Annotated in this window: 9 protein-coding genes; 2 read left to right on the top strand and 7 right to left on the bottom strand. The window is 58.1% G+C overall.

What is annotated here, in order from left to right:
* Nucleotides 1–23 precede the first annotated feature (23 nt).
* On the top strand, nt 24–1,949 hold the full coding sequence (locus O2597_RS02670; protein WP_269522639.1) for a beta-galactosidase: 1,926 nt from the start codon (nt 24–26) through the stop codon (nt 1,947–1,949).
* Between the two features lie 95 nt (nt 1,950–2,044).
* On the opposite strand, the gene O2597_RS02665 is transcribed toward O2597_RS02670, so the two are convergent.
* The 7 genes from O2597_RS02665 to O2597_RS02635 all read right to left on the bottom strand — a co-directional run bounded on the left by O2597_RS02665 (nt 2,045) and on the right by O2597_RS02635 (nt 19,089).
* Entirely contained in the window at nt 2,045–2,737 is a 693-nt protein-coding gene (locus tag O2597_RS02665) for a hypothetical protein (protein WP_269522638.1), read from the bottom strand.
* Nucleotides 2,738–2,748: 11 nt separating this feature from the next.
* Complete coding sequence (locus O2597_RS02660; RefSeq protein WP_269522637.1) at nt 2,749–6,378, bottom strand: hypothetical protein; 3,630 nt, start codon at nt 6,376–6,378, stop codon at nt 2,749–2,751.
* A gap of 137 nt (nt 6,379–6,515) precedes the next feature.
* Entirely contained in the window at nt 6,516–8,315 is a 1,800-nt protein-coding gene (locus O2597_RS02655) for a coagulation factor 5/8 type domain-containing protein (RefSeq protein WP_269522636.1), read from the bottom strand.
* A 275-nt stretch (nt 8,316–8,590) separates the two neighbouring features.
* Nucleotides 8,591–13,339 carry a glycosyl hydrolase gene (locus O2597_RS02650; RefSeq protein ID WP_269522635.1) on the bottom strand — a complete coding sequence of 1,583 codons (4,749 nt, stop codon included), beginning with the start codon at nt 13,337–13,339 and terminating at the stop codon, nt 8,591–8,593.
* A 286-nt stretch (nt 13,340–13,625) separates the two neighbouring features.
* Nucleotides 13,626–14,267: a response regulator gene (locus tag O2597_RS02645; protein ID WP_269522634.1), complete on the bottom strand. Its 642-nt coding sequence runs from the start codon at nt 14,265–14,267 to the stop codon at nt 13,626–13,628.
* Nucleotides 14,264–16,339: a sensor histidine kinase gene (locus O2597_RS02640; RefSeq protein WP_269522633.1), complete on the bottom strand. Its 2,076-nt coding sequence runs from the start codon at nt 16,337–16,339 to the stop codon at nt 14,264–14,266. The genes O2597_RS02645 and O2597_RS02640 overlap by 4 nt, the downstream gene beginning before the upstream one ends.
* 215 nt (nt 16,340–16,554) lie before the next feature.
* Nucleotides 16,555–19,089 (bottom strand): glycoside hydrolase family 3 C-terminal domain-containing protein, encoded by a 2,535-nt coding sequence (locus O2597_RS02635; protein WP_269522632.1) that lies wholly within the window; start codon nt 19,087–19,089, stop codon nt 16,555–16,557.
* A 464-nt stretch (nt 19,090–19,553) separates the two neighbouring features.
* On the opposite strand from O2597_RS02635, the gene O2597_RS02630 reads away from it, so the two are divergent.
* On the top strand, nt 19,554–23,303 hold a 3,750-nt coding region (locus O2597_RS02630; RefSeq protein WP_269522631.1), incomplete at its 3' end, for a glycosyl hydrolase.

Raw genomic sequence — 23,303 nt, 5'->3', positions numbered from 1 at the left:
CCATCGACGAATAAAGCTGTATCATGCGATTTGGAACCAGTTATTACCCCGAGATCACGGACGAATCCGAGTGGGAGCAGGACCTGCAGAACATGCGGACGGCCTGCTTGGATACGTTGCGAATCCTTGAATTCGCCTGGAGCGCAATCGAACCGCGTGAGGGCGAGTATCAATTCGACTGGCTCGACCGCTTCATGGATCTGGCCAACTCGCTTGAGTTTAAAGTGATCATCGGCACTCCGACCGCCACACCGCCTCCCTGGCTGACCACGCAGTATCCGGAAATGATGATTGTTAGCCGGGACGGCCTCCGGCACCAACCCGGTGGACGCCGCGACGCGGATGTCTGCAACGATATCTATCAACACTACTCGGTCGAAATTGCGAAAGTGCTCGCCGAACGCTACGGCCAGCATCCCGCCGTCATCGGCTGGCAAATCGACAACGAGCTCATGGGCCCCGAGGCCGCCCCACCGGAGAGCCACAGTCGCTCCGCCACCTTCCGTTTTCGGCAATACCTCAAGCGCGTACACGGCGATTTAGCGACCTTGAACCAACGCTGGGGCACCCGCTTCTGGAGTCAGGAATACAGCGACTGGGGTGAGATCGGCATACCCGCCAATAAACGCTCGACCATGGGCCAGGTGCTCGATCATTCCCGCTTCTTCAGCGAAAGCATCCGCCACTTCATCCAGCTGCAATACGATGTCATTCGGCCAATCATCGATCCATCCCATTGGGTATCGACTAACTCTACGGCGATCTTTGACCGCGGACTGGACCATCAGGATTGGGCCAAAGTGGTCGATACCGTTGGGTGGGATTCCTATTTTTCCACAGCCTTTGCCAGCAACGCGCTGGGACACGACCTCTTCCGAAGTGCAAAGCACCAGCCTTTTTGGATCTTCGAGACCAATTCTCTCCCGGAACCGATCCAACCGGCCTTCTGGGCCGAAATGCTCGCCCATGGAGCTCAGGGTATTATCATGTGGCATTGGCGTAACCACCCCGCGAACGCGGAGAATGAAACCCAAACCTTCTGCGACTGGGGCGGCACTCCGGACCCAAGACGGATCAAGTTCATGCAGGACATCGCAGCCCGACCTGAATTCCAAAGCCCGATCCCAGCGAAATTCCCCCGAGCCAAAGCAGCCGTCCTCTACTGCCCGGATTGTGCCCGAATCTCGCTCACTCCAGATCCATACATTCATAACCGCGGGGAGATCCCTTACAGCAAACGCCTGCTTACCACCTATCAAGTCCTGGCCCGCCTCGGCATCTCCGTCGACATCATCCAACCAGGCACCCCACTCGAAGGCTATCAACTCCTCGTCATGCCCTCCGCACAGCTCCTATCATTGGAAATGAGTGACGCGATCCGTAGCTTTGTCCTCCAAGGTGGCACCCTGCTGGGCGTCGCAAAGACGATGCATAAAGACCAGTGGGGCCAGAATTACAACACTCCCGGCGAAGCCCTGGCCGATGTGCTCGGCTTTACCATGGCACGCAACCGCACCCTCCCGAGCGAAAGCGGTCGCATCCAAGCTCAGTTGGGCGAAACGATCGTCGACTGCGATCCTTTCGTCGAAAGGGTCACTCCGACCACCGCTCAAGTCGAAGCCACCTTCTTGAATGGCCCATCCAAAGGGCAGCCCGCTAGTTTGATCCATCGCTTTCACAAAGGAACCGTCTACTACGCAGCAGCCCACTCCGAAGCCCTGATCACCGACCTCGCCCAAAAGGCAGCCCGCAAGGCCCAAATCAATGACTACGAATCCCTCGGTGAACGTGTTGCCATTTACCCGGATCCCCAAAGTGACAGCATCTGGCTGTTGAATCACTCGTCCGATGCGATTCAAACATCAGGCACCCGCATTCCTTCAGGCGAATACATCAAGTTGGGCCTGAACGAAATGAATCCCATCCAACCCGCTAGCCAAGAATGCTAGTTCGTTAAGCGACCATCAATCGGAAATCGGAAAAACCGATACATCTCTCCCCAAGGGCAAGGCAGATCGGCGTGGTATATAATCTAACTTATGGCTTATTCCGCTTGTGCCTCTGACTGGAGCATTTCCGAGATGCCGATGAGTTTGATCGTTCCGGGACGGCTATTGGGCTTTTGGTAAACGAAATACAGCATCCTTTGCTCGGCGGAGAAGTAGATCTGTCCCTTGAACGCCTTGCGTGGCTTCTCCGCCTCCGGTAGAGAGATCATGAGGGTATCGTAATATTGATCACTCTCCAGCTTGCCTTTGATATCGGTGATGCCTTTGGGCTTAATCATCTCTCGCTGCTCGCCCAGCTCGATGGCCACCGGGTAGTCGGCGAAATTCACAAAGCGATAGGTGCCGGCACCGAAATCCTCAATGTCGTCGGACAAGGGCATGACCTTGTAGCCATCTTTGTGGTCCTCGATGAAAACAAACAGGTAACGCTTTCCGGAGGCCGGCACGGCCACCCGGGCTACCGGCTTCCGGAGCACTTGCCCCTCCTCTCCGGCAGTCTCGGTGAAAAACACGATCGTCGGCCCTCCGGTGTAGGTTTTGAGTTCGGAGCGACAGGATGAGGGGACATCCAGATGTTCGACGTCTTGACCGCTCTCGTAAGCCAGATCGCCGATGCTTTTCCCCAATGAAAAGGCTGCGAAGGAAATCCGGACCGGCTCCGGTTCCTGGGCCGATGAAACTTGAAACATCCACAAGCAGGCGACGAAATAGAGCAGTTTCACTTTCATAGGTAACATTCTTAGATTTCATCCGGACTGAGCCAGCGGAAGCTCACGATACGGAAGGCACGGCCCAGGTTTTCCCGGCTTTCGTCGGGCACCCAGTAGTCCGAATCCTCAGGGTCGGAAGACGAGGGAAAGACCGGCTTCGGAACCCGCTGCAAGACCGCCTCGCACACCGCAGAGGATAACACATCTCCAGTCAGCGGATGTAAGACATCTCCGTAAGCACGAACACGAAAGGTATCGCTTCTCACTTGAATAAAGGAACCGATCGTGGTCAGGACATCGCCTTGCAGGACATAGGCCGGTGCTCCTGCCGCAGCGGACCGTCCGTTACCATTGGCATCGAGGATGTTCCCGGGCTCGGGAAAACGCCCGTAGTTACCATCGTTGAGCGAAGCGCTCGTGACTTCCATATCGGACTGGCTGAAGTCATCATTGATGCCCGACTGGTCGATGGCGGATTGCAGCAAGCCACTGCGTCCGTAGCGGTCGGACCGCAGGCTGCGGTTCACAAACTCGGCGAGTGAGAGGTAGGGCCGGTTATTGTTCACGGTGGCGACCCGTTCCTTGAGTTCCGCGACAATCGCTGTGGCCAGGGTCCGGATTTCGACATCGGACAAATGGCGGAAGCCGGCCCATGCTTCGTCGCCCTCTTCGTCGCCGTCAAAGACCCCTTTCAGCGGTTGGGACAAGCGGGAGATCTGGGTGTGGTCGTTCTCCCGGGCTTCGGTGTTACCGAAATAGGTGGCAAGCCCCCGGGCGGCGGAAAGAATCACAACCCAGGCATCGACCGAGGTGGAATTCACATTAAAGGAGCCCTCCATCAGCAAATTTTCCGCAGAGCGGAGATAGCCCAAGTCCAAGGGGTCGCCCGAAGACTCGAACAATTTCGATTTGATCGCATCAAGCGATTCGCCTTCCTCCGGCAGCAGCTTCATGCGCTTGTCCGGCAAAGCGCCGGTGAGAAAGTCCGGGTTACTGAAATCCGTATCGAAGGCCGCATCGAAACTGTCGCCGACATGATCGCTGCCTTCATTATAGTCATCCCGCGAGGAATCATAGGGGATCGAGTATGAGGAAAAGAAATAGGCATCCCATAGGGCTTCATTCGAGAGATAGCTCAAATCATAAAACAACCTCGACTGGCCATGCCAGTTATTGAACGTGGACAGTGTTTTCGTAGGGTCAATGTAGGGCGAGGCGAAGGAGTTGGCCACAGCCAGGGCCGGCATCTGGGCCAAGTGAGACAACTGGGCATTTTGCAGCGAGCCGATGGACATCAAAGGAAAGGTCGGCAGGTCGATCATGACGACTTCGTCTTTGCCATTGGCGTCAATGGTATTGCCCCAGGCCTCGTTGATCACGGTCGCCCCGCTGGGAGGCAGGTCCAATATGCGGAATTGGCGGTCCGGCGACAGCAAGGGAAATCCGCCGGCTTCACCACTTCCCGGATCCGGGAATAAATTCGCGCTGGAAGTGACCAGTGCACCGGGGTTGGTAAAGGCGTAGGCCGGATAACGTGTATTCTGATCCGTGTAAATCGCGGGCTTGAGCAAATAATCGACCCCCATAATCGGTGTGGGGTTATTGCGGGTCGATGCCGCTGAGATACGTTTGGGCGAAGTCGAACGCGGAGCGCCCATCATGTTCTCGACGATCGGCTCATCCGCTGAAAAATAAGCATCGAGGAAGAAAGTCCCTGAGAGGTCGTTGTTCGTCAGTGTGACCGGGTTATCCCATTGGTTGACCCCCGCAATACTATCCTGCGGTTCGCCGTCCCGGAGGCTCGGCCCGACGACCATGTTTGCGATCCAGAACTTATACGTTTGGTCTTCATCGGGGTTTGAGCTCACAAAGGGCCCGTAGTTCAAATCGAAGGGGTCGTCGCTGGGACGTTGCGTGTAGCCATCCCAATTGCCGGCGATACCACTGAGACGCCCCGACCAATCCCCGTAGATGCCCCAGGTCGGCCCCCAATCGGCAAACCAGTCCCGCATCGGGCACGCCACGACCTGGCCAGGCGCATAGACCGCGTTGCCGGGGCGGGCTGCGGCCCCATTGATGACAAAGTTGCTGTCATCGTCGGTCGGGTCCTCTTCAAACTCCAGGTTGACATACATTTCCTGGAAATTGAAAGCCATGATCGGCGTGTCGATTTTGACATTATATGGGTTATGAAAGACCGCACTGCCGCGCGTCATGATATAGACGTTCTCCACTGGATCCCCATCGGCATTGGTCATCTGATCGGCCCGGAACGCCCCCAGCTCCAAGAGGAAACGCTGGAGATACGGCAGATAGGGCAAACGAATCATATAAGGCATTATCCGGTTGGTGAACCGGAGGGAGTCCCCCTCGTCCCCGAGGAACTGCGTATCCAACTGGTAGCCGTTGATCCGCGTCCAGTCCCCTTCACTCGGCACGCCGCCTCCAAGAACCAGCGCAGGCTGATAGGAGGACGTATCCCGGTTCATTCCATGCACCTGACGCATGTCACTCATACTGGGATAATGATCCTGCCCCTGTAGGGTGGGATCCGTCATCGGCTTTTCCATCCGATGGTAGAATCGGTAGTAATCACGTAATAAATTCCAGGACGGGCCCGCGGCGTCCCCGGCGACAAACAAGGGCTCCGACCAGAGGCTGGTGTTCCCGTATCCAAAGACACTGATACGGTTCGGTCCTGCCGCACCATAGGCGGAAAGGTCGAATTCGGAATCCGGCAACTCAAACAGGAGGGAAAGATCCTTTTTCAATCCGCCGTTCCGGGCATCGGCCAGCACACCTTTCGACCATGCGGTCAGATCATGAAATTCGGCCTTGGCGTCGTCTTCGTCCACATTCTGGTAGGCATTGACCAGGTCCGAGGCGGAGACGAAGTTGCTCATATCCACCGAAGTCGTGACCTTGGAGGAAAGCTGGTCGATCACAGCGACTTCCCCTTTGTGGTTGCTCAGGTGGTTCAGGATGGATTGGTGCTTCGCTTGATCGGCGTTCGGACTGTCTCCATAGCTGGTCTGGCTGAGACTGATCGTGGCTTTGACGCCTTCATCACCGATCCACCAGGCGTAACGCCCGCTTTTTGAGCTGTCCTCGATCGCGCTCAAGCCAACTTGAACGGAATCGTTTTCCAAGCCATCCTCTTCCACATCGGAGACACTCCCCTCGCCCACAAGCGTTACGGCATCCGCCGCTACGGCAGATGTATGATAACCGGAAACCGGCCGGCCGCTCGCATCCACGCCGTCCGAGACCAACCAACGGATCAAATCCCCTTCCGCATACGATTGGCCCGCGACACTCGTTCCATCGGGATCGCTGACCCAGACCCCGGTCAAGTGGCGCTTCGTGGCATCGCTCCCCGAAAGAATATCCGAACTGGCAGAAATGCGCTGGTCCGGACCGAGCGTCGTCTGCAGCTCACCGATCGCAAGACTCAGCCCAAGGATGGCATTTTGCTGCGCCTCGGTCAGGTATTTCTGGTTATGAACAACTTGGGTTTCGACCTGAACCAGACTGCTGAGCGAAAGAATCAACAACAGCACCAGAGCCATCAGGCTCAGGGCTAGGATGAGTGCGAACCCGGACGAAGCAGAAGGAGTCACTCCTTTCGCCGAATCACAGTCATAATAGTCTCGTTTCATATGGGGTATATCTTGAGAACAGTAATATTCTATAGTGGACGAGCAGCCCTGTCATCTAACCAAAAGTATGGTTTCGTTTCGCGGGCACCAAGTGAAAACCACAGAGCATCCGATCGGAACAGGGCCTGTAGTCTGGATCAGGGGTATTGCTCCAGGAACTGGGGAACCGTATCGGGACCCCGGGCGGCGGCCCCCGTATCGTTGATGATGTGCAGGATGGTGCCCCGGCCGGCGAGTGGTACCGTCAACAGGCTATGGAAACGGATGCCGGGTTTGTCCGGCACTTCAAAGCCGCGCTCGGCAACTAGCGTTGGGTCATTCAGAAAGATGGCATAGACTCCCAAGCCCCAGCCTTCGTGCGTGTTCACCGGGTCGGCCACCTTGTAGGCGGCGTAGCCGCGAGTTTCGCCGTCCATCCAGCTCTCCTGGTTCGGGGCATCATAGGCCATCTCACATTGAAACATGTATGTTCTGCCCCCGTCCGCTTCCCAGAGCACATCATGTTTCTGGAAGTGCTCCACCATGAGCCCGTAAGCAGTCAGGTTCTTTCCCCTCACAATCAGTCCGTAATCCGCTTTGGGGTCATCCCAGCCGGTCGGGTCGGTGGCGTTTTCCCGGGCGCCGGCCCCATGATCGGCACGCCACAACCAGAAGTGATCGACGATCACGTCGTTGCAGTTCACCAGGACTGCGGTCGTCGCATGGCCGACATGCATCCCACCGATCCGTGCAAAGATATCGTGTAGGGAAATCGGATTGTGCGAAAGGTCCTTGTGGGCCCCCGCCTCCCCGACTTCCAAGAGCACGGGAGACTTCTCCGGCCCCGCATCAAAAAGCAAGCCGGCGATCTTGATCCCTTCCTCGTCGGCCACATGCATCCCGATCACTCCATGCTGCGGGACGAAAGTCGCCAGACCGAAGCCGAGCACCACGGTATTCGGGTGCGTCACGCGAATGGTTTCATCGATCGGATAGACACCGGGTGTCACCAGCAAATGCTTGCCGGCATCCAGCGCGGCGTTGATCTCGGCAGCGGTAACTCCGGGCTTGGCGATAAAGAACTCGCTGAGGGAAATCGATGTGCCCGTGGGCATGCCGTTCGCCCAGCTGGTGCCGCGCGCATATTTCCGCACACCCGGAACCGCCACCCGGTAGCCGGTTTCGGCATTGTAGTAGAGAAAGGGCTTTTCACGAATCACAGGGGCCCGCTGCACGGTCGTGATGGGCGGCTTGGGAAAACTCGTCGGCGGAGCGCCCTCGACACCGACAAATACATTATTCCAGACGGCACCGGCCCAACTGCCCACACTGTTGTTTCGCAACATGTATTGCTGCTGCGAACCCGTCGATGCCTGCCCGTCGACCTTGCAGTTTGCCAGGTAACCGCCGCTCGCGAAACCGTGTTCACGCGGGTCGAGTTGCAGGTTGCCTTTGACATGAACACGCCGCATCGGTGCCGCCTGCGAGACGGCCCAGCGATTCGTTCCATCCGGCGGGGTCACCGTGAAATTTTCCGCACTGCGCCAGAAATTGACCAAGGCGTTCTTCCCCGGATGCCAATCCGCTTCGACACGGACATAGCCATCGATTTGGACCTCCCCCGGAAGCGCGCCCAAGCCCGCAATCGAAGTGTAGAAACCGATATGGGCGTCGACCTCGTATTTGCCCGGCTTGAACAAAAGACCGAAACGCTTCTCGTGCTTGAAGTGATTGGCCTCGGTCACGGCGATGATATCGTCCAGCTTCCTTTGGATCACCTGCTTCGACATCGAAGGGTCGAAGACATAGACATTCGGTCCGAAATCAACCTCATGGACGGCTGCCGGCTCATCACTGACCGTCTGCGCTGGAGAAATAGTCGGAGCCGCGGAGAACAGGAGTAGGCATAGCAAAGACGAAGCGCAATAACGGGCTTTGAGGCATGGGAGACGGGACATCGTGTTGAGTGGGGTTTCGAGTGACAGGCGCGTGTGCGACCTCTCACAGAATAGCAAGTTTCACCGGCTTGGCTATCTATCCAAAAGTATGGCTTTATACCGATTTGCTAAAGGTTTGGAGCCGAAATGGCATAACTAGGCTTCAGTGACGTAGTCGCGTTGCTTTAGCCGCGCGACCGAACGAACTTGCGGAACCGATTGGACATGCGGGTGGCCGGCTTCCTCCTACGCTCCAGCTACGGCGGACAGGAAAGAAGCCACCTACGATCGATGCACTACGGTGCAAGGTAGTCGATTTCCAGCATCATGAACCGACGAGCCGCTTGATCCACCGGAGTATTGTCGCGCACCACAACCGCTTCGCGGTCCGAATCCAGACTCGTCACGGAGACTTGGGTAGTGTGCTCCGGCCCGGAGTCCCATTGGCTCAGGTCGGGGCCGACTTTAACCGTGTAGTCCAGATCGGTTACGCTCTTCATACGTGTGTAGCGCAGCGCTAGATAGGTGCCGTCCTCGAAATGCATCGTGGGTTGACCTCCGTTGGACCACGTGGCCGTCTCCCATGGGCTCAGGCCCGCCGCATAGGCTTGCAGGTTGAGGACACCGTCCTGGTTGGCATCGCCGGTTATTCCACTGATCGTGGTGTCGAGAAGCTCCGCGCTGTTGAAATAGCTGTGCTGGTAGGCGACGAAACCTTCCATCTCGAGACTTACATTTGTAAAGCTCGCGGCATCCGCATTCGTGCTGTCATGCGAGCTGCCCGCAAGCCCGACATAGAACGGGGAGGAAAGTGAAACCGTCGCCGTGCCGACCAGTGACCAGGAAGCGCCGTCATCCGACACATAGCCCGAGAGACTCTCGCCCACCCGCTCCAGCTTCAGCCACTTCGGGGCCGTTGCACTTGCGCTTTGGCTCGTGGTGGCCGATCCGGCGCTGCTCCGTGACTGAAATTGGACCCCATTATCCGGAGTAATCAGGATCGCCGCGTTGGCGGATCCGGAGTCGAGGCTTTGCCGGATCATCAATCCCGCTTTAGCCCATGGGTCGGCATCCGACACACTAGTCAACCGCGCCACGATCACACCGTTACCCGTCAGCACCTGATGCACCGAACGGAAACTGTCAGCGGTTCCCCAGATATCGGATCCGGCGGCAACGAGGGTAAACGTGTCCCCGCCACTCACCCAGCCGGAGGCCCCGGTCTCACCGACATCACAGCTCTGCCAGCCCGTCGGCAGGAAGCTCAGATGACTGAAGGTGCTCGTGTTGACGATCAGGTGCGAGTTGTTGTGCGCCGTGACGGAAAGCCCCGCCCGCGCGACCGTGGACATGGCAATCGTCTGGCTGCTGCCGAGCTGCGACCAGTTCTCGCCGTCCTCCCCGTAGAAGGCGGTAAAGCTGTCGCCGCGGCGCACGAGCCTGAGCCACTTCGGTGCCGTCTGCCCCACATAGGCCGCTGCCAGGGTGTCACCGCCCGCCAACGTCCGGAATTCAAAACCGACCGTGCCCGGTCCGACAAAGACATGCGCATACGGTGCGTCCACCGCCGTCGAGTTACGGAACATCAGGCCGGCCTTGGAGTAGGTGTCCGTGTTCTGCACACTTTCGACCTGAACGATCAGCTCGCCGTCACCGGAGAAATCCTGGGACACATAGTGAAACTGGTCCACCTCGCCAAGGATGTCCGCCCCGCCGCCTCCGACGATCCAGACTCCGGTGCCCGCGTCGAAGTAGGCGTAACCGGACTGGGTCGGGCGCCCGATGTCGTCACTACGCCACAAGTCTCCGAACAGTTCACTGAGGTTTTCCTGCGCGACCGGTGTCGCCGGCTTGATGAAGCGCCATTTCACATTGTCGTCCGTGCTCGACGAATCTTCGAGCGAGAGCCAGATACCGGTCGGTGCGCCGGACGCGTCATTCGTGCGGTTGAGCTTCAGGCGCTGGCCCGCGCCCAGGTTGTCCAGATAGAAATAACCATAGCCGGAGTCGTCTGCCGTGTAGGTCCATTGAACTGTGGAACCGGTGGTGGTCGGAGGTGCGAGATCCAGCGAGCTGCCGTTGACCCGGAGGCGTCGTCCATCCGTGATGGAGACGATGTAGACGATATAAGGGTTGTCCGCACTGGGCACGAGTATCCACTGCATATCGGAAGCGCTGTTGCGGATCGTATCGATAGCAACGGTAGTTCCGTTGTGCCCCAGATGCATGGATGCGCCCTTGTTATGAAGCAGGTATGGGGAGGTTTTGCGGATCGTGCGGTCCCCGTCCCAGCCCGCATACAGGTCTCCGGTGGCGGTATACTCCCGGTCCACAGTAAAGAGCGCTCCCATGGGAGCCGTCTGGTCCCATGGATTCTCCGGCGGATCGACGTAAAGGGCAAAGACGCCGTAGCGCTTCAGCCAGTCGAAGCTTTCCGCCATCCACAGGAATTCGGCATAAAAGCGATAGTTATCCTCCTCCGACCAAGTGGTGCTGCCGTCCCAGTCGATCGTGTTGAACTCGGAGAGGATGACCGGCTTTCCCCAAGTGGAATAAATCCCGCTCAGGTAGCCGAACAGCCCGTCCGCATCGGGCGGACCATACCAATGCACACCGGTGTAGTCGACCCGCAAGCCATGCGCGGCCGCGTCGGTATAGAAATCGGCCAACCAGCCGTTGTAAGCGTAGGCCGTCGCCGGACTGACCAGCGGCAGGTCGGCCGCTTCCAGTTGTGGCCAAAACTCGATCGCCGCCGCAACCGCTACATCCGATCCGCCGACATGGTTTCCCTCTTCATCTTCGTAAGGAAAATCCGGCTCGTTGAAACCGAGCAGGTAGCGGGAGCGCGCATCGGTATGCCAAGTTGTGTAGCGGGTGCGAAGCCCCGCGATGTCGGCGGACCCCCACTGCTGCGGGGAGAATGCGACCGTTTCCGGCAAGCTGCCGTAAGGGTCCAAGCCCCAGTTGTAGCTCCAGTTGATGTTCATCTTGTCCCAGTCCCAGCCGTAGTCGCCGGCGCCCTTTTTCGGGTAGTGGATAACATAGGACAGTTCCCAGTGCTGCTGCCATAAAGAGGTCGGCTCCTCCAGCGTGATGGCCGCCGGTGATCCCAAGTCAGTGGTCAGCGCGAGCCCGTTCCAGACATTGACGTAGTAGCCGTAACCGTCCCCGGCATCGACGATCCGCCAGAGCTGGTGCGGCTGCCCGTTGTATTCGCCCGCCACCACAGCCGTGCCCGGCTCGGTGCCGGCATCTTCCGCTTCAAGGCAAAGGCCCGTATCCCGGTTCCTGATACGAAAGGAGTCGCTGTCCAGATTGTAGAGCACCTGGAATTGCTGCTCGTATTCGGTGGAGCGCGGCAAGGCCTCGATGACCTCCGTTCCGTCCACAGCGAGGGTGCCGGCGTTCTCACGGTTGAACAGATTGTAAAAGGCGTCGCCGAGGTCATTCCATTGGGTCGACGGCGGTTCCCCCGGCGTCACAGAGGTCCACAGCGGAAAATCGTTGCCCGGAGCAGTCGCAGGAAAAACGACCAGCTCGCGCACCTTCTGAGCGTAGCCGGGGGTCGGCGTGATACGAAGCTTCGAGGTCGTGACCGGCGTATCGAAAACCACCGCCAGCGCCTTCTCCGCGTTGTTGCTCACCGAGCCACCCGGGATGTTCACCCAGGTCTCGGTTGCGGCATCCCAGTAAGCCAGGGTGAAGTCCGGAATCGCGATATCGTTGGAGGTATCGGAGTAAAGGTGCACACTGCCGATGCGTTGGCTTTCCCAAAGATCGACTTCCAGACTCTGCTGATCGCCACTGAGACTCTGCCAGCCTTCCGTATCACTCACGTAGCCGTCGACCGCCCGGATCGGGTAATAGGGAGCGTCCCATGCCGACGCATCGGCCGTCTTTTTGTAGGCGGCGTTCAACACGACATCGGCGCCCAGCGGGTAGCCGTCGCCCCCATTGGGCGGATACAGCGCAATCTCACGAACGGTGGCCTCGCTGTCACTCGTGACCAGCATCACATTCGTGGCTGTCACCGCGGTGGGCAGCACGATGTTCAGCACGGTCGCGGTGTTACCGGTAAAATTGGCCCCGGGGATCACGGTCCAATTCGCCCCGTCGTAATATTGCACCCAGAAGTCCGAGATCGGGTCCTGATCGTCCTCGCCGAGGTAAAGCTGAATGCTCCCGAGCGCCATCGCCCGGGACAACGAAACCATCAGCCAATGGCCGCTTCCGGAACCGCTCTTCCATGCGCTGCTGTTACGGACATATCCATCCACTGCCCGGGAGGCCCCGTAGCCGGCCGACTCCGAATCCGCCGACATGCTCTGATACTTCGCAATATTCACCCGCGAGGTCGTCAGTGCGCTCACCGACAGTTCCGAGAACACACTCGTATTCGTCCCCGTGCCTGCATCGTTTGCGTCCACCGCCAGTCCGGCACGCGCCGCAACCGGAAGGACCAGCTCCTGTGGGCTGCCCAGCATCGTCCAGTCAACGCCATCGTCACTGTAATATCCGGTATAGCGCCTGCCCACACGTGTCAGCTTGAGCCAGCGAGGGACGGTTCCGGACACAGTGCCTACATTGTAGGACGAAGCGCCGGTCGATTGCCGGCAGTCGAAGCCGATGTAGCTGGAGGTGGCAAAGACGAAAGCGTAGGCCGCATCCGCCCGGAGCCCCGAGCGCAGCATGATCCCGGATTTTGCATACGAGCCCGGACTCTCCATGCTGTCGAGCCGGACCACAATACTGACATCGCCGTTGATTTCACGACTGGCGAAGTGAAAGGAATCCGAACTGCCCCAGATGTCCGCACCGCCCCCGCTCACCGTCCAACTGCCGGCGGCATAGCTGCTTTCGCCGGATGCCCCCGGTGATCCGACATCGGCCGCAGTCCAGCCAGCCGGCAGGGCCTGGGCCCCGGCGATACAGCCGAAGAACAGGCCGATACAGGCGGTTCGGGCGAATACTGCCGGTAATCCAAACAAGGCACGCAATCCGGAAGATTTCGTCAGGAAAGAAGACAATACAAAACGAAGGGGCATTATCTCCGAGCATACAGGTTCGAAACGAAATTAAGAACTAGCCGAACGGCTAGGCTCGAATCGCACGACTGAAAGTCCCACAACAGCATCAAGCACCTCCTGCAAAGAATTCTCCTCCTTGGCAAGGAGGAGTCCGCCGAAGGCGGGAGGTGGTTCGTCCACGGATGCGATCCACTCCGATATGCTTACTCATCAGGGCAACTCCGGCCAACAAACAGAACTCCTGCCCTGAGCCAGACCAGACGGGCTCCTCACCTTCACAGATCCCTAACGTCCCGCCTCAGGCTCAGGAATCCGGCAGATCGTGGAGATGAATGATCCCGCGCCGGACGGCTTGGATGGCCGCCTGGGTCCGGTCCGCCACGCCCAGTTTTGCCAACACATTCGAGACATGCAGCTTCACCGTCGCCTCGGAGAGGTGCAAATCGCTCATGATCTCCTTGTTGCTGCACCCGCTGACGATCTTGTGGAGCACTTCCATCTCACGGGCGGTCAGCCCGCGGCGGTCTTTTCTTTCGGCAATCCGTTTGGCGATCACCGCCGGAAAATACTCGTGCCCGGCCGCGACTTCACGCACCGCATCCAAAATCTCCGACACTTCGGCTGACTTATGCAGGTAGCCGGAGGCACCGGCTTCGACCGCCCGCCAGACATCTTCTTCGCCTTCGTAGATCGAATACATGACGATGCGGGCATCAGGGTAGTCTTCGCAGATTTCACGTGTCGCGGCCACTCCGGTTTCACTCCCGAGCTGGTAGTCCATGATCACAACATCAGGTTGGGTTTCACGATACTTTTCCACCGCCATCTTCCGGGTCGATGCTTCTCCCACCACCTCAAGGTCGGGATATTCGGCAATTGTTTCCGCGAGCGCGAAGACCATCATCGTATGGTCGTCGACTAGTAGTATGGTCGTTTTATCTTTCATGGGGTAATAGAGGTGACGACGGCACGGGGCACACGGACCCTGATTTTCGTTCCGCCTTGTGGTGAACTTTCGATTGAAATGGTTCCCTGCATTTTATCCGCCCGTTCGCGCATGCCCTGCAAGCCAAAATGTCCGCGTGGCGGGGGCTTCGAGGTATCAAAACCACTGCCGTCATCCGTCACCTCCAGTGTGATCTCGTCTTCACCGCAGACAAGCTTCGCATGTATATGCTTGGCTTTACCATGATGCACGGCATTGGCCACGGCTTCTCCGGCAATACGATGCAGATGGTTTTCATTCGGTTCACGGATCGAGGAGACATCCCCCTCCAACTCGTAAGTGAAGGCCGCGTCGGCATTGCTGGCAGTCAACGGCAGGAGTTCTTTAAACGCCCCTTCCAAGCCGCCGTTCTTCAAGGCCACGCTACGCAGGTCACGGATGGAACTGCGCGCCTCTTCACGGCAATAGCGCAGCATGCGCATACAAACCTCCAGCGAGGACAGCGCCTTTTCCGGACTACACTTAATCTTGTTCCTGACATTCTCCAAGACGATGGCCAAACCGGTCAGCTGCTGCTCCACCGTGTCATGCAGCTCCCGGGCGAGACGCTGGCGTTCGTTCTGGATCACTTCATTCTCAATTTTTTCACCGATGATCTTCGTCTGTATCGAGACCTGCCTACGCAGCAAGATCCCCCAAAGAGCCGCCAAAACCGCGACCGCGAACAGCACGATGCTGATCCAGAGCGCGCGCCGGGCCGTCAACCATGGCGGTGACTCGATCACGACAATATCATCGGCGTCACGCATGATGATCCGGATATGCGAAATCGAATGCATCGTGAGTTCGGACTGCAAAGGCTTCAGTTCGCAAATTCCGGTCAAGCGCACACGCGCACCGGCTTCAATAGACTCCGCATCATCCACTGTCCTGGAGATGCTGGCCTCGAAAAACCGGTTGTCCGCCTCACAGTTGATGATCAAATTCTGGACGCCATCGCTGACGCCAAGCACGAGGGCATCGACCGTCACGAGTTCATATTGCTGTCCGGAGAGTGCGATTTCGGTCTCGGATTCATAATATTCGCGTTGCTCCAAAGTCAGCTCGTTCAGTTGACGAATCTTCAAACTTTGAGCTTGAGGCATCTCTGCCTGGCCGAGTCCCTCCACTTTGGCTGCTCGTAAGACGGGACGAAATGGAGCAACCACGGCAAACCCGGTTACCTCGACGCGATCTCCCCGCTGCATGTCGCCATCGGTGGCAGCATACACAAACACGCTCCCCCCTTCGCCCCGCATGTAGAAACCATCCTGCATCTTCGCCGTGACCACCCCGCGCACACGGCTGAGTTCATGAAGCCGGCTATTGGCCCTCAACAACTCGTCGACACGAACCAATGGAGCTGAATCATCTTCGATGCCTTTACCCGACATACGGATATCATCCAAAGAATTCACATACAACAGCCGCCCGGTCATCTGGGAAAAGTCGTTAAAATTCGTGCCGACCACACCGTGAATGACGACCGCACGCTGCATGAGATCCCGCACCCGATTGGAATTTTCATGGCGGGGCAACATGACCGGAATCATCCACCCTTCGACCTGCACAATCAAAATAAGAAAATGCTCCTCGACTTTCGACCCGATCACAACCCCGTGGATTTCGACCCACTGCAAATTGATATCCGGGGCGAAGACGTCCTCGCCGGTTAATTTCATCGGCTCCGGCATCGCATCCGGAGTGACCGCGAGCACTTTACACCCCGGTGCCACCGACGGGATGTAACCGCCGTAAAAAGAATTACCACGAATGAGCACACGGTCTCCCTGGTGAAAGGTCTCGACCCCCTCCGGGAGATCGGGATTGAAGATAAACATGCCCTCCTTCCCGTCATGAATCATCATGTCGCCGTTTTCCGTGTTATACAGGACAACGTTCCCCTTGATCAAAACCGGCAGCTCCTCGGCAGCTTCCTCCGCCGACAATCCGCGAAGGTCACTGATACTCCGGATCAGGGTCTCTCCATGACAGACGCTGATTAACAGGATAAATAACAGGAAGCATTTCACTTTACCAAGTCTCCATGATTCTGCCGCAATTCGCAAACTTTATACACCTTAGCGGATCTCATATAAAAACGCAATGACCCTCCCTGACCTTAAGGATCAGGGAGGGCTGGTGTCGTTAATGCCGGAGTATCATATAGGCATAAAAATTATAGGAACGGGCGCTCCCCCAGGGCCAGTGACTGTCGTGGAGAATGACATGATCCCGCCGCCGATGCTCAGTTGACGACCATCGTGCCGTCCAATTGAATATCACGAGAAGACCTGCCGATGTAGACCGGCATTTCACCAGTCGGACGGATCCACTTTTTATCAGCTTCGCTCCAGTAGTTAAAGCTCTCTTCCGGAATCTCCAAAGTCACCGTCTTCTCTTCCCCGGACTTCAGATACACCCGCTCGAAAGCAACCAGCTTCCGGATAGGCGTATCCACCATCGTCGTCGGTAATTCACCGAGATAGACTTGCACGACGTCCGATCCCGCACGATCTCCCGTGTTCTTCACATTGACTTTCACGCGGGCGGGACCTTGGTCGATCGTTGTCAAACGCAACAAACTGTAGTCGAAATCGGTATATGAAAGACCGAAACCGAATGGGAACAGTGGCTCCTGCCCCTTCAGATCGAAATAACGGTAGCCGACAAACACGCCCTCGGGATACGCAATGTGCCCTCCCCCTTGGTAAAGTTGCGGGCCTTGCGCCTCGCTGGCGGGAAAAGTAAGCGGCAAACGGCCACCCGGCTCGGAATCGCCGAACAGGATGTCGGCAAAACTGCTACCGCCCTCGGCCCCTGGATACCAGATCTGGAAAACCGCTTTGACATCGTCCAGCCAAGGCATCAGGACCGCCCCCGGAGTGTTCAGCACCACGATCGTGTTCGGGTTCGCCGCACTCACCGCTTCGATCAGCTGCGGCTGGTCGCCGACAAGATTGAGGTTGTCGCGGTCCATTTCCTCACCGCTGACCTGGTTGACGAAGATCACGGCCACATCGGCCTGTTTCGCGGCTTCCACCGCAGCGGGGATCAGGGACTCGGGCTGCCAACCGAGACGCACCTCGTGGTTCCAACGGGCACCCAGACGGGTGTAGCGGACTTCGATATCGACCGGGCGTCCGGCCTCCATCATCACCGTGCCCTGGATCGGATAGGTGTAGTGCCCGCCGTCGCCCTGGAAGAATGCGGATTCGGAACGGCGTCCGTCGATCACGGTCTTGCCGTCGATGATCACTTCGATGTGGCCGGCTGTGCGCGCGGAAAATCGCACCAGTCCCGTTGACGGCGAGGTGATCGTGCCGGTGTAGCGGGCCGACCAGTTTTCAGGCAGGCTCTCGATCGGCTTGCCGTGGAAATCCAGATGCGAGACCACGTCCTTGTGCTTGGGCAAGCCTTGCCATTCCGCGTTGTCGAAATATTCCACCTTCAGGCCGGGCTCACCAAGGCGGGTCTTGAATGCTTCCGCAGGCACCGCCGGCAGGGTCACATCTCCCAGAGTCCCCTGTGCCACGACAACCTCACCGGAGCCTTCGACGGCCCGGCGGATGGCATCGACCGGAGTCAGGTAATCTCCCGGACGCACATAGGTGGAGCCTTGGACGCCGGTCACCATGTCCTTGGCAGTCGGTCCGATCACCGCAACCGAAACATTCTTATCCAAGGGAAGGAAGTCGTCGGCATTCTTCAGCAGAACCGTGCCTTCCTCCGCGATTTGCTTGGCCAAGGTCAGATGCTCCGGAGTCGTTACCACCTCCGCCTTTTGCTCGGGCAGCGGGTGGTCGAAGAGACCGTTTTCAAAGGTCGCGAAAAGCATACGGCGCGTGGCTTCGTCAATGCGTTCGTCCGATACGGTGCCGTCAAAGAAGGCTTCCATCGGTATCGGGCGGTGGATCAAGGCCATCGAGTCGATCCCGGCATTCACTTGGGCAATCTTATCCTTGGCGGCGTCATCGTCGGTGCCGACATAGCCCTTGAAATTCGGATTCGCCTTGAGGAAGTTTTCCAGCAAGTCGAAATTCTCACAGGCGAAGGTGCCGTTGATCCGGGGATAAGATCCCATCACGGAGTCGGCCCCGCCCTCGTTGATCGCAATATGGAAAGGCAGATTGTAAACTTCCTGTAGTGCTCGATCGGATACTTCAATATCCAGGACCAGGCGATCCCATTCCTGATTATACACCGTATAGTGCTTGATCTGCGCAATCGTATGCTGGCTTTCCATGCCCTCGGCCACCTTTGCCCCCATCCAGCCGTTCAGAACAGGGTCTTCGCCAAACGATTCCGTAATGCGACCGTTCAAGGGGCTGCGGGCCACGTCCATCGTCGGCCCGAGGATGACATTCCACGCCTTCTGTCGCGCTTCCTTGCCGATGGCGGCACCCATCTCGTGTCCCAGCTCCTTATTGAACGTCGCCGCCAAAGCCAGCGGCACGGGAAACGCCGTCACATTGTAATCCCCGCGCAAGCCTGCAGACGCATCGACCCGGGTCAGCGCGGGGATACCGAGATAACGCAAGGCATCGGTATCTTCCGGATTGGTTGACGAAACGAGCGCGACTTTCTCTTCGCGGCTCATGGCGGCAAGCAACAACTCGGCACGTTCCTCCGGGGCTTTGGACGCATCGCGCCAGGCCTGGTCGGCAGGACCGGCATCCGGCATGGCATCCGCTTGAACGGTCTGACCGATGCATGCGCATGCAAAGGCCAGAAGAGAAAGAGAGCGAGCGAAACGCTTTTCGGGGCAAGGGCTGTTATTCATAAGTGGGCCGATTATGCCTTTTTTCTGAAAATCCCTCTACCAGACGATTGGCTAGGGGGGCCGCCTTCCCCGCTCCAACCAGGAATATCAGCGCTGTCAAGAAGCGCGAACCTATACTTTCGGCTATAGCCATAAGTATAGGTTCGCACCGTGAAGTTTCATGGCATGATACAATTCGCGCAAGCCCCCTGCGTCCTCGCCTCCCTATCCCCTGCCCCATGATTGCGTTCAGGCGCATCCACTTTATTCCCCGGCTTCAAAGGAACGGATCCCAATCCCCTGTTCCACAATGGCGTCGTGACTGTGCACGGACTCGCAAGCTGAGCATACACTTGCCTGTCGCCTCTGTCGAAAGCATCGCCCTCACCCAGCTGAAACTGCTGTCCGCACATCAGGATCGTCCTCCCTGATGCGGGGTATTCATCATTCACGTAGAGTCATCCCCCAAAACCAATGTCGATTTAATGAATACCCCGAACCTCCCCCTGTCTTCCCAAGCCCATACCAAACTCCTGAATCCGGCACTACTGACGGCATTCAGCTTTTTCATACTTAATACTATTCATGGCGACGATCGTGTAAATTGGGCAAAATTCCAGTCCGCCTTCTCGGATTCGGCTCAAACGGGCAGCGAAGCTGCCTATGTCACCGACGGCGTGGTCAACGCCGCAAATGCCTGGCGAAGTGCCTCTGCATCCGGCGGCCACTGGATTGGTGTCACTCTTCCGGAGTCGCGTGAAATCGGCAGCATCCAGCTGTTTCTGGGCGATGACGACACCGGCACCATCGCGAATTTCAGCCTGAACTACGACAACGGTTCCGGGATGCAACCCCTCCCCGGTGGACAAGGCAACTTCACCGGCAATACGGACACTGCGGTCAACCTGGTCCTGAGCTCGCCGATTACGGTCAAGGATTTCATGCTCTACACGACCGAGGTGGATGCCACGGTTCGCGAAATCGCACTCCTGCCCCCCAACGGCGGCAGTGGATGGCCGACTGGAACGGACACCAGCCTGCACTTGGCGAGGCAGCGCATCATCACCTCCACCTCCGTCGATGGAAGCAATTTTGAAAAGCTCGCGGTGGACGGCTACGTCGGGCCGAATGACGCCTGGCGCAGTGAAAACGTGAATGGCCCCCATTCCCTGACACTCAACCTCGGCACCGAACAGCGGGTCGCGGGCGTCCATGTCTACACCGGTTCCGCTAGTGAAAACGCCGTCGCCAATTTCAGTCTGCTCTATTGGAACGGAAGCGACTTCGTCGATTGTCCGGGTGGTGTGATTACGGGGAACAGTCAAACGGACCTTGCCGTCAATTTCACCAGCCCTGTCCAGACTTCGACGATCATCATGTATCTGCCTGACAACGGGCAACAAGTCGTCCGGGAACTGGTGCCACTTCCCGCTACGGCTGGGGTTTCCTCATTCCCACTGGGCACAAGCATACAATGGGGAGACGCACCCGACAGCCTCCCAACCGACATCGGAGACGGTTGGTATCAACTTCAGAACCGCGAAACGGCCGCCTACCTGTCTGCGGGTCAATCCACCACAGGAGCCACAGAGGCTCAGGCACACACACCGACGGACCATACGCAGTTTCAAATCCTCTACAATATCGACAGCGACACCTACCGTATCCGAAATCGGGATACGTTCCTATGCCTCCAATCCCCCGAAGATGCGACTTCCGGCGACCCGGTCGAGCTGGCCGACTACAGCGCCCAGCCGAACCAGTTGTGGAAGATCAGCGATGCCGGAAGCGGCTACGGGCAATACATCAACGTATGGAGCGGCCTTGCCTTGCAGACCGACGAGTTGACCCCGGCCACCATCACCCTCACCACACCCTCATCACTCTGGAGCCAGCACTGGGCCTTGAAATTTGACACCCACTACCAGAAGAAAGGTGTCGGTGACTACAATCCCAACCGCGACGAATGGGAAATACTCAATGCGAGTTGGTATTACAAATGGGGCCAAACGCCCTGGAACCCAACCGGCTGGGATCTTACGGAGAATGTGACCTTCGGTCCGATGCAATGGGGACTGGCCGACATTGAACAGCTTGCCGTCCTGGGCCCGCTCTGGCTGCGTCAGGGCAGCGCGGTCACCTTGATGGGCTTCAACGAGCCCGATCTCGATGATGGTGGCGGCTCCGATGTTCAGGTCGCCGAAGCGGTCGACCACTGGCCGGAACTGGAAGCCACCAACCTGCCCTTGTTGAGCCCGGCTGTGGCCGTCGCTTTCGGCCAGTGGCAATACGACTTCTTTGGCGCTGTCGATGCGCTCGGCTACCGCGTCGACTACACCGGAGTCCATTGGTATGGCACGCCCGACGCCCCGGCATTCATATCCTATCTTGAAGGCATCTATAATACATTCGGACGGCCGCTTTGGATTACGGAGTTTTCAACCACCGACTGGTCGGGCACCGCGACCTGGACCGAAGAGGACAATTTCCGCTTCCTGTCTGAATTCGTTTGGATGGCGGAGGACAAGTCCTGGATCAAGCGCTACTCGATATTCCCCGACTACGGAGCAGAGACCGCCGATCCATGGACACCTTCAGCTCCGGTCTGCCGCATTTTCAATCCATCGCAAGAACTGACACCTGTCGGCGACATGTATGCAGGCTGGGATGGTGAGCACGCCCTGAGCCCGACCCAGCCCTACTACCTCCACGGCAAGGGTGCCTCCTTCCGCCTCGGGAATGATGGTTCGGGCGGCCTGATGCTTCATTCGATACGCTCCCTCTGGGAGAGCATGCAGTGGATCCTCATTCCCACCGCAGCTAATCCGGATGTCTATTACATCGCCTCCGTCGCCGACGGTCAGCGCCTGCGCTCCAACGGTTCCAACATCGAACTGGCCTCTGCCGCCGCAACCGGCAGCGACCTGGAGTGGACCCTCACCGCAGCCGACGCGAAGGGCTATTTCTACATCGACTGCAGCTCGCAAAACAAACGTCTCCGCCTCAACCGCAGCAACGATGGCAACGGCGCACCGACCAGTGTCAGCACCTCGCTCGACAGCGGCATGACCGCGACGGACGACTGGGTGTGCTGGCGCCTGGTCAAGCCTGCCACCCCGGGTGATCTCGTCGAGGACGCCCTCCCCTCATGGGGCTGGAGCGTGAGCGACATCGCCGAGCCCGCCATCGCCGGTTACTGCTACATCGATTTCAATACATGGACTTGGATGGTCGGCGGCAGCGGTGCCGACATCTACGGCACCTACGACCAGTTCCAACTCACTTCACGCGACTATTCCGGGGACGGCATGGTGGCGGCCCGGGTCGTGAGTATCGATCCCACGCATGCCTATGCCAAATCAGGCGTGATGATGCGCGACAGCCTCCAGCCGGATGCCGCCTACGCCTCGATTATGGTCACTTCGAACTCTGTCTCCTTCGAATACCGCAGCACTGCGGGAGGCAACGTCCAGACCGCGGGGAGCGCCTCGCTGAGCGCCCCGGTTTGGCTGCGTTTGATCCGCACAGGCAATAGCTTCACCGCCTATTACAGAACTGACGGCTCATCGTGGAGCCAACTCGGAGGCGCACAAACCATTGCGCTCGCTTCGACTGTGCGTGCCGGTTTGGCCGTGACTTCGCACGATAATGCCAGACTCAACTCCAGCGTCTTCACCGATGTGACGGTTGACGTCGCCTCGGACGCCACACCACCCGCAGCGCCAGGCAGCTTCTCCGCCACAGCGGGCGACGGCAGCGTCACCCTCGACTGGGCCGACAACAGCGAGCCCGACATGGCCAGCTACTCTCTCTATCGCTCCACCACAAGTGGCAGCGGCTACGCGGCCATCGCCACAGGACTCACCAGCTCTGATTATATCGACAACAGCGTCAGCAACGGCACGACTTACTACTACGTCGTCACCGCGCTGGACACCAACTTCAATGAGTCTACCTACAGTTCGGAAGCCAACGCCACACCGGTCGACACCACACCACCGGCCGCGCCGGGCAGCTTCTCCGCGAGCGCCGGCGATGGCAGTGTCACCCTCAACTGGGCCGACAACAGCGAGCCCGACATGGCCAGCTACTCTCTCTATCGCTCCATCACAAGTGGCAGCGGCTACGCGGCCATCGCCACAGGACTCACCAGCTCTGATTATATCGACAACAGCGTCAGCAACGGCACGACTTACTACTACGTCGTCACCGCGCTGGACACCAACTTCAATGAG

Origin of the sequence: Coraliomargarita parva (genome assembly GCF_027257905.1) — a bacterium.
GTDB classification, from domain to species: Bacteria; Verrucomicrobiota; Verrucomicrobiia; order Opitutales; family Coraliomargaritaceae; genus Coraliomargarita_A; species Coraliomargarita_A parva.
Note: the sequence above shows the minus strand (reverse complement) of the source record. Positions and strands in the feature narration are given on the sequence as shown.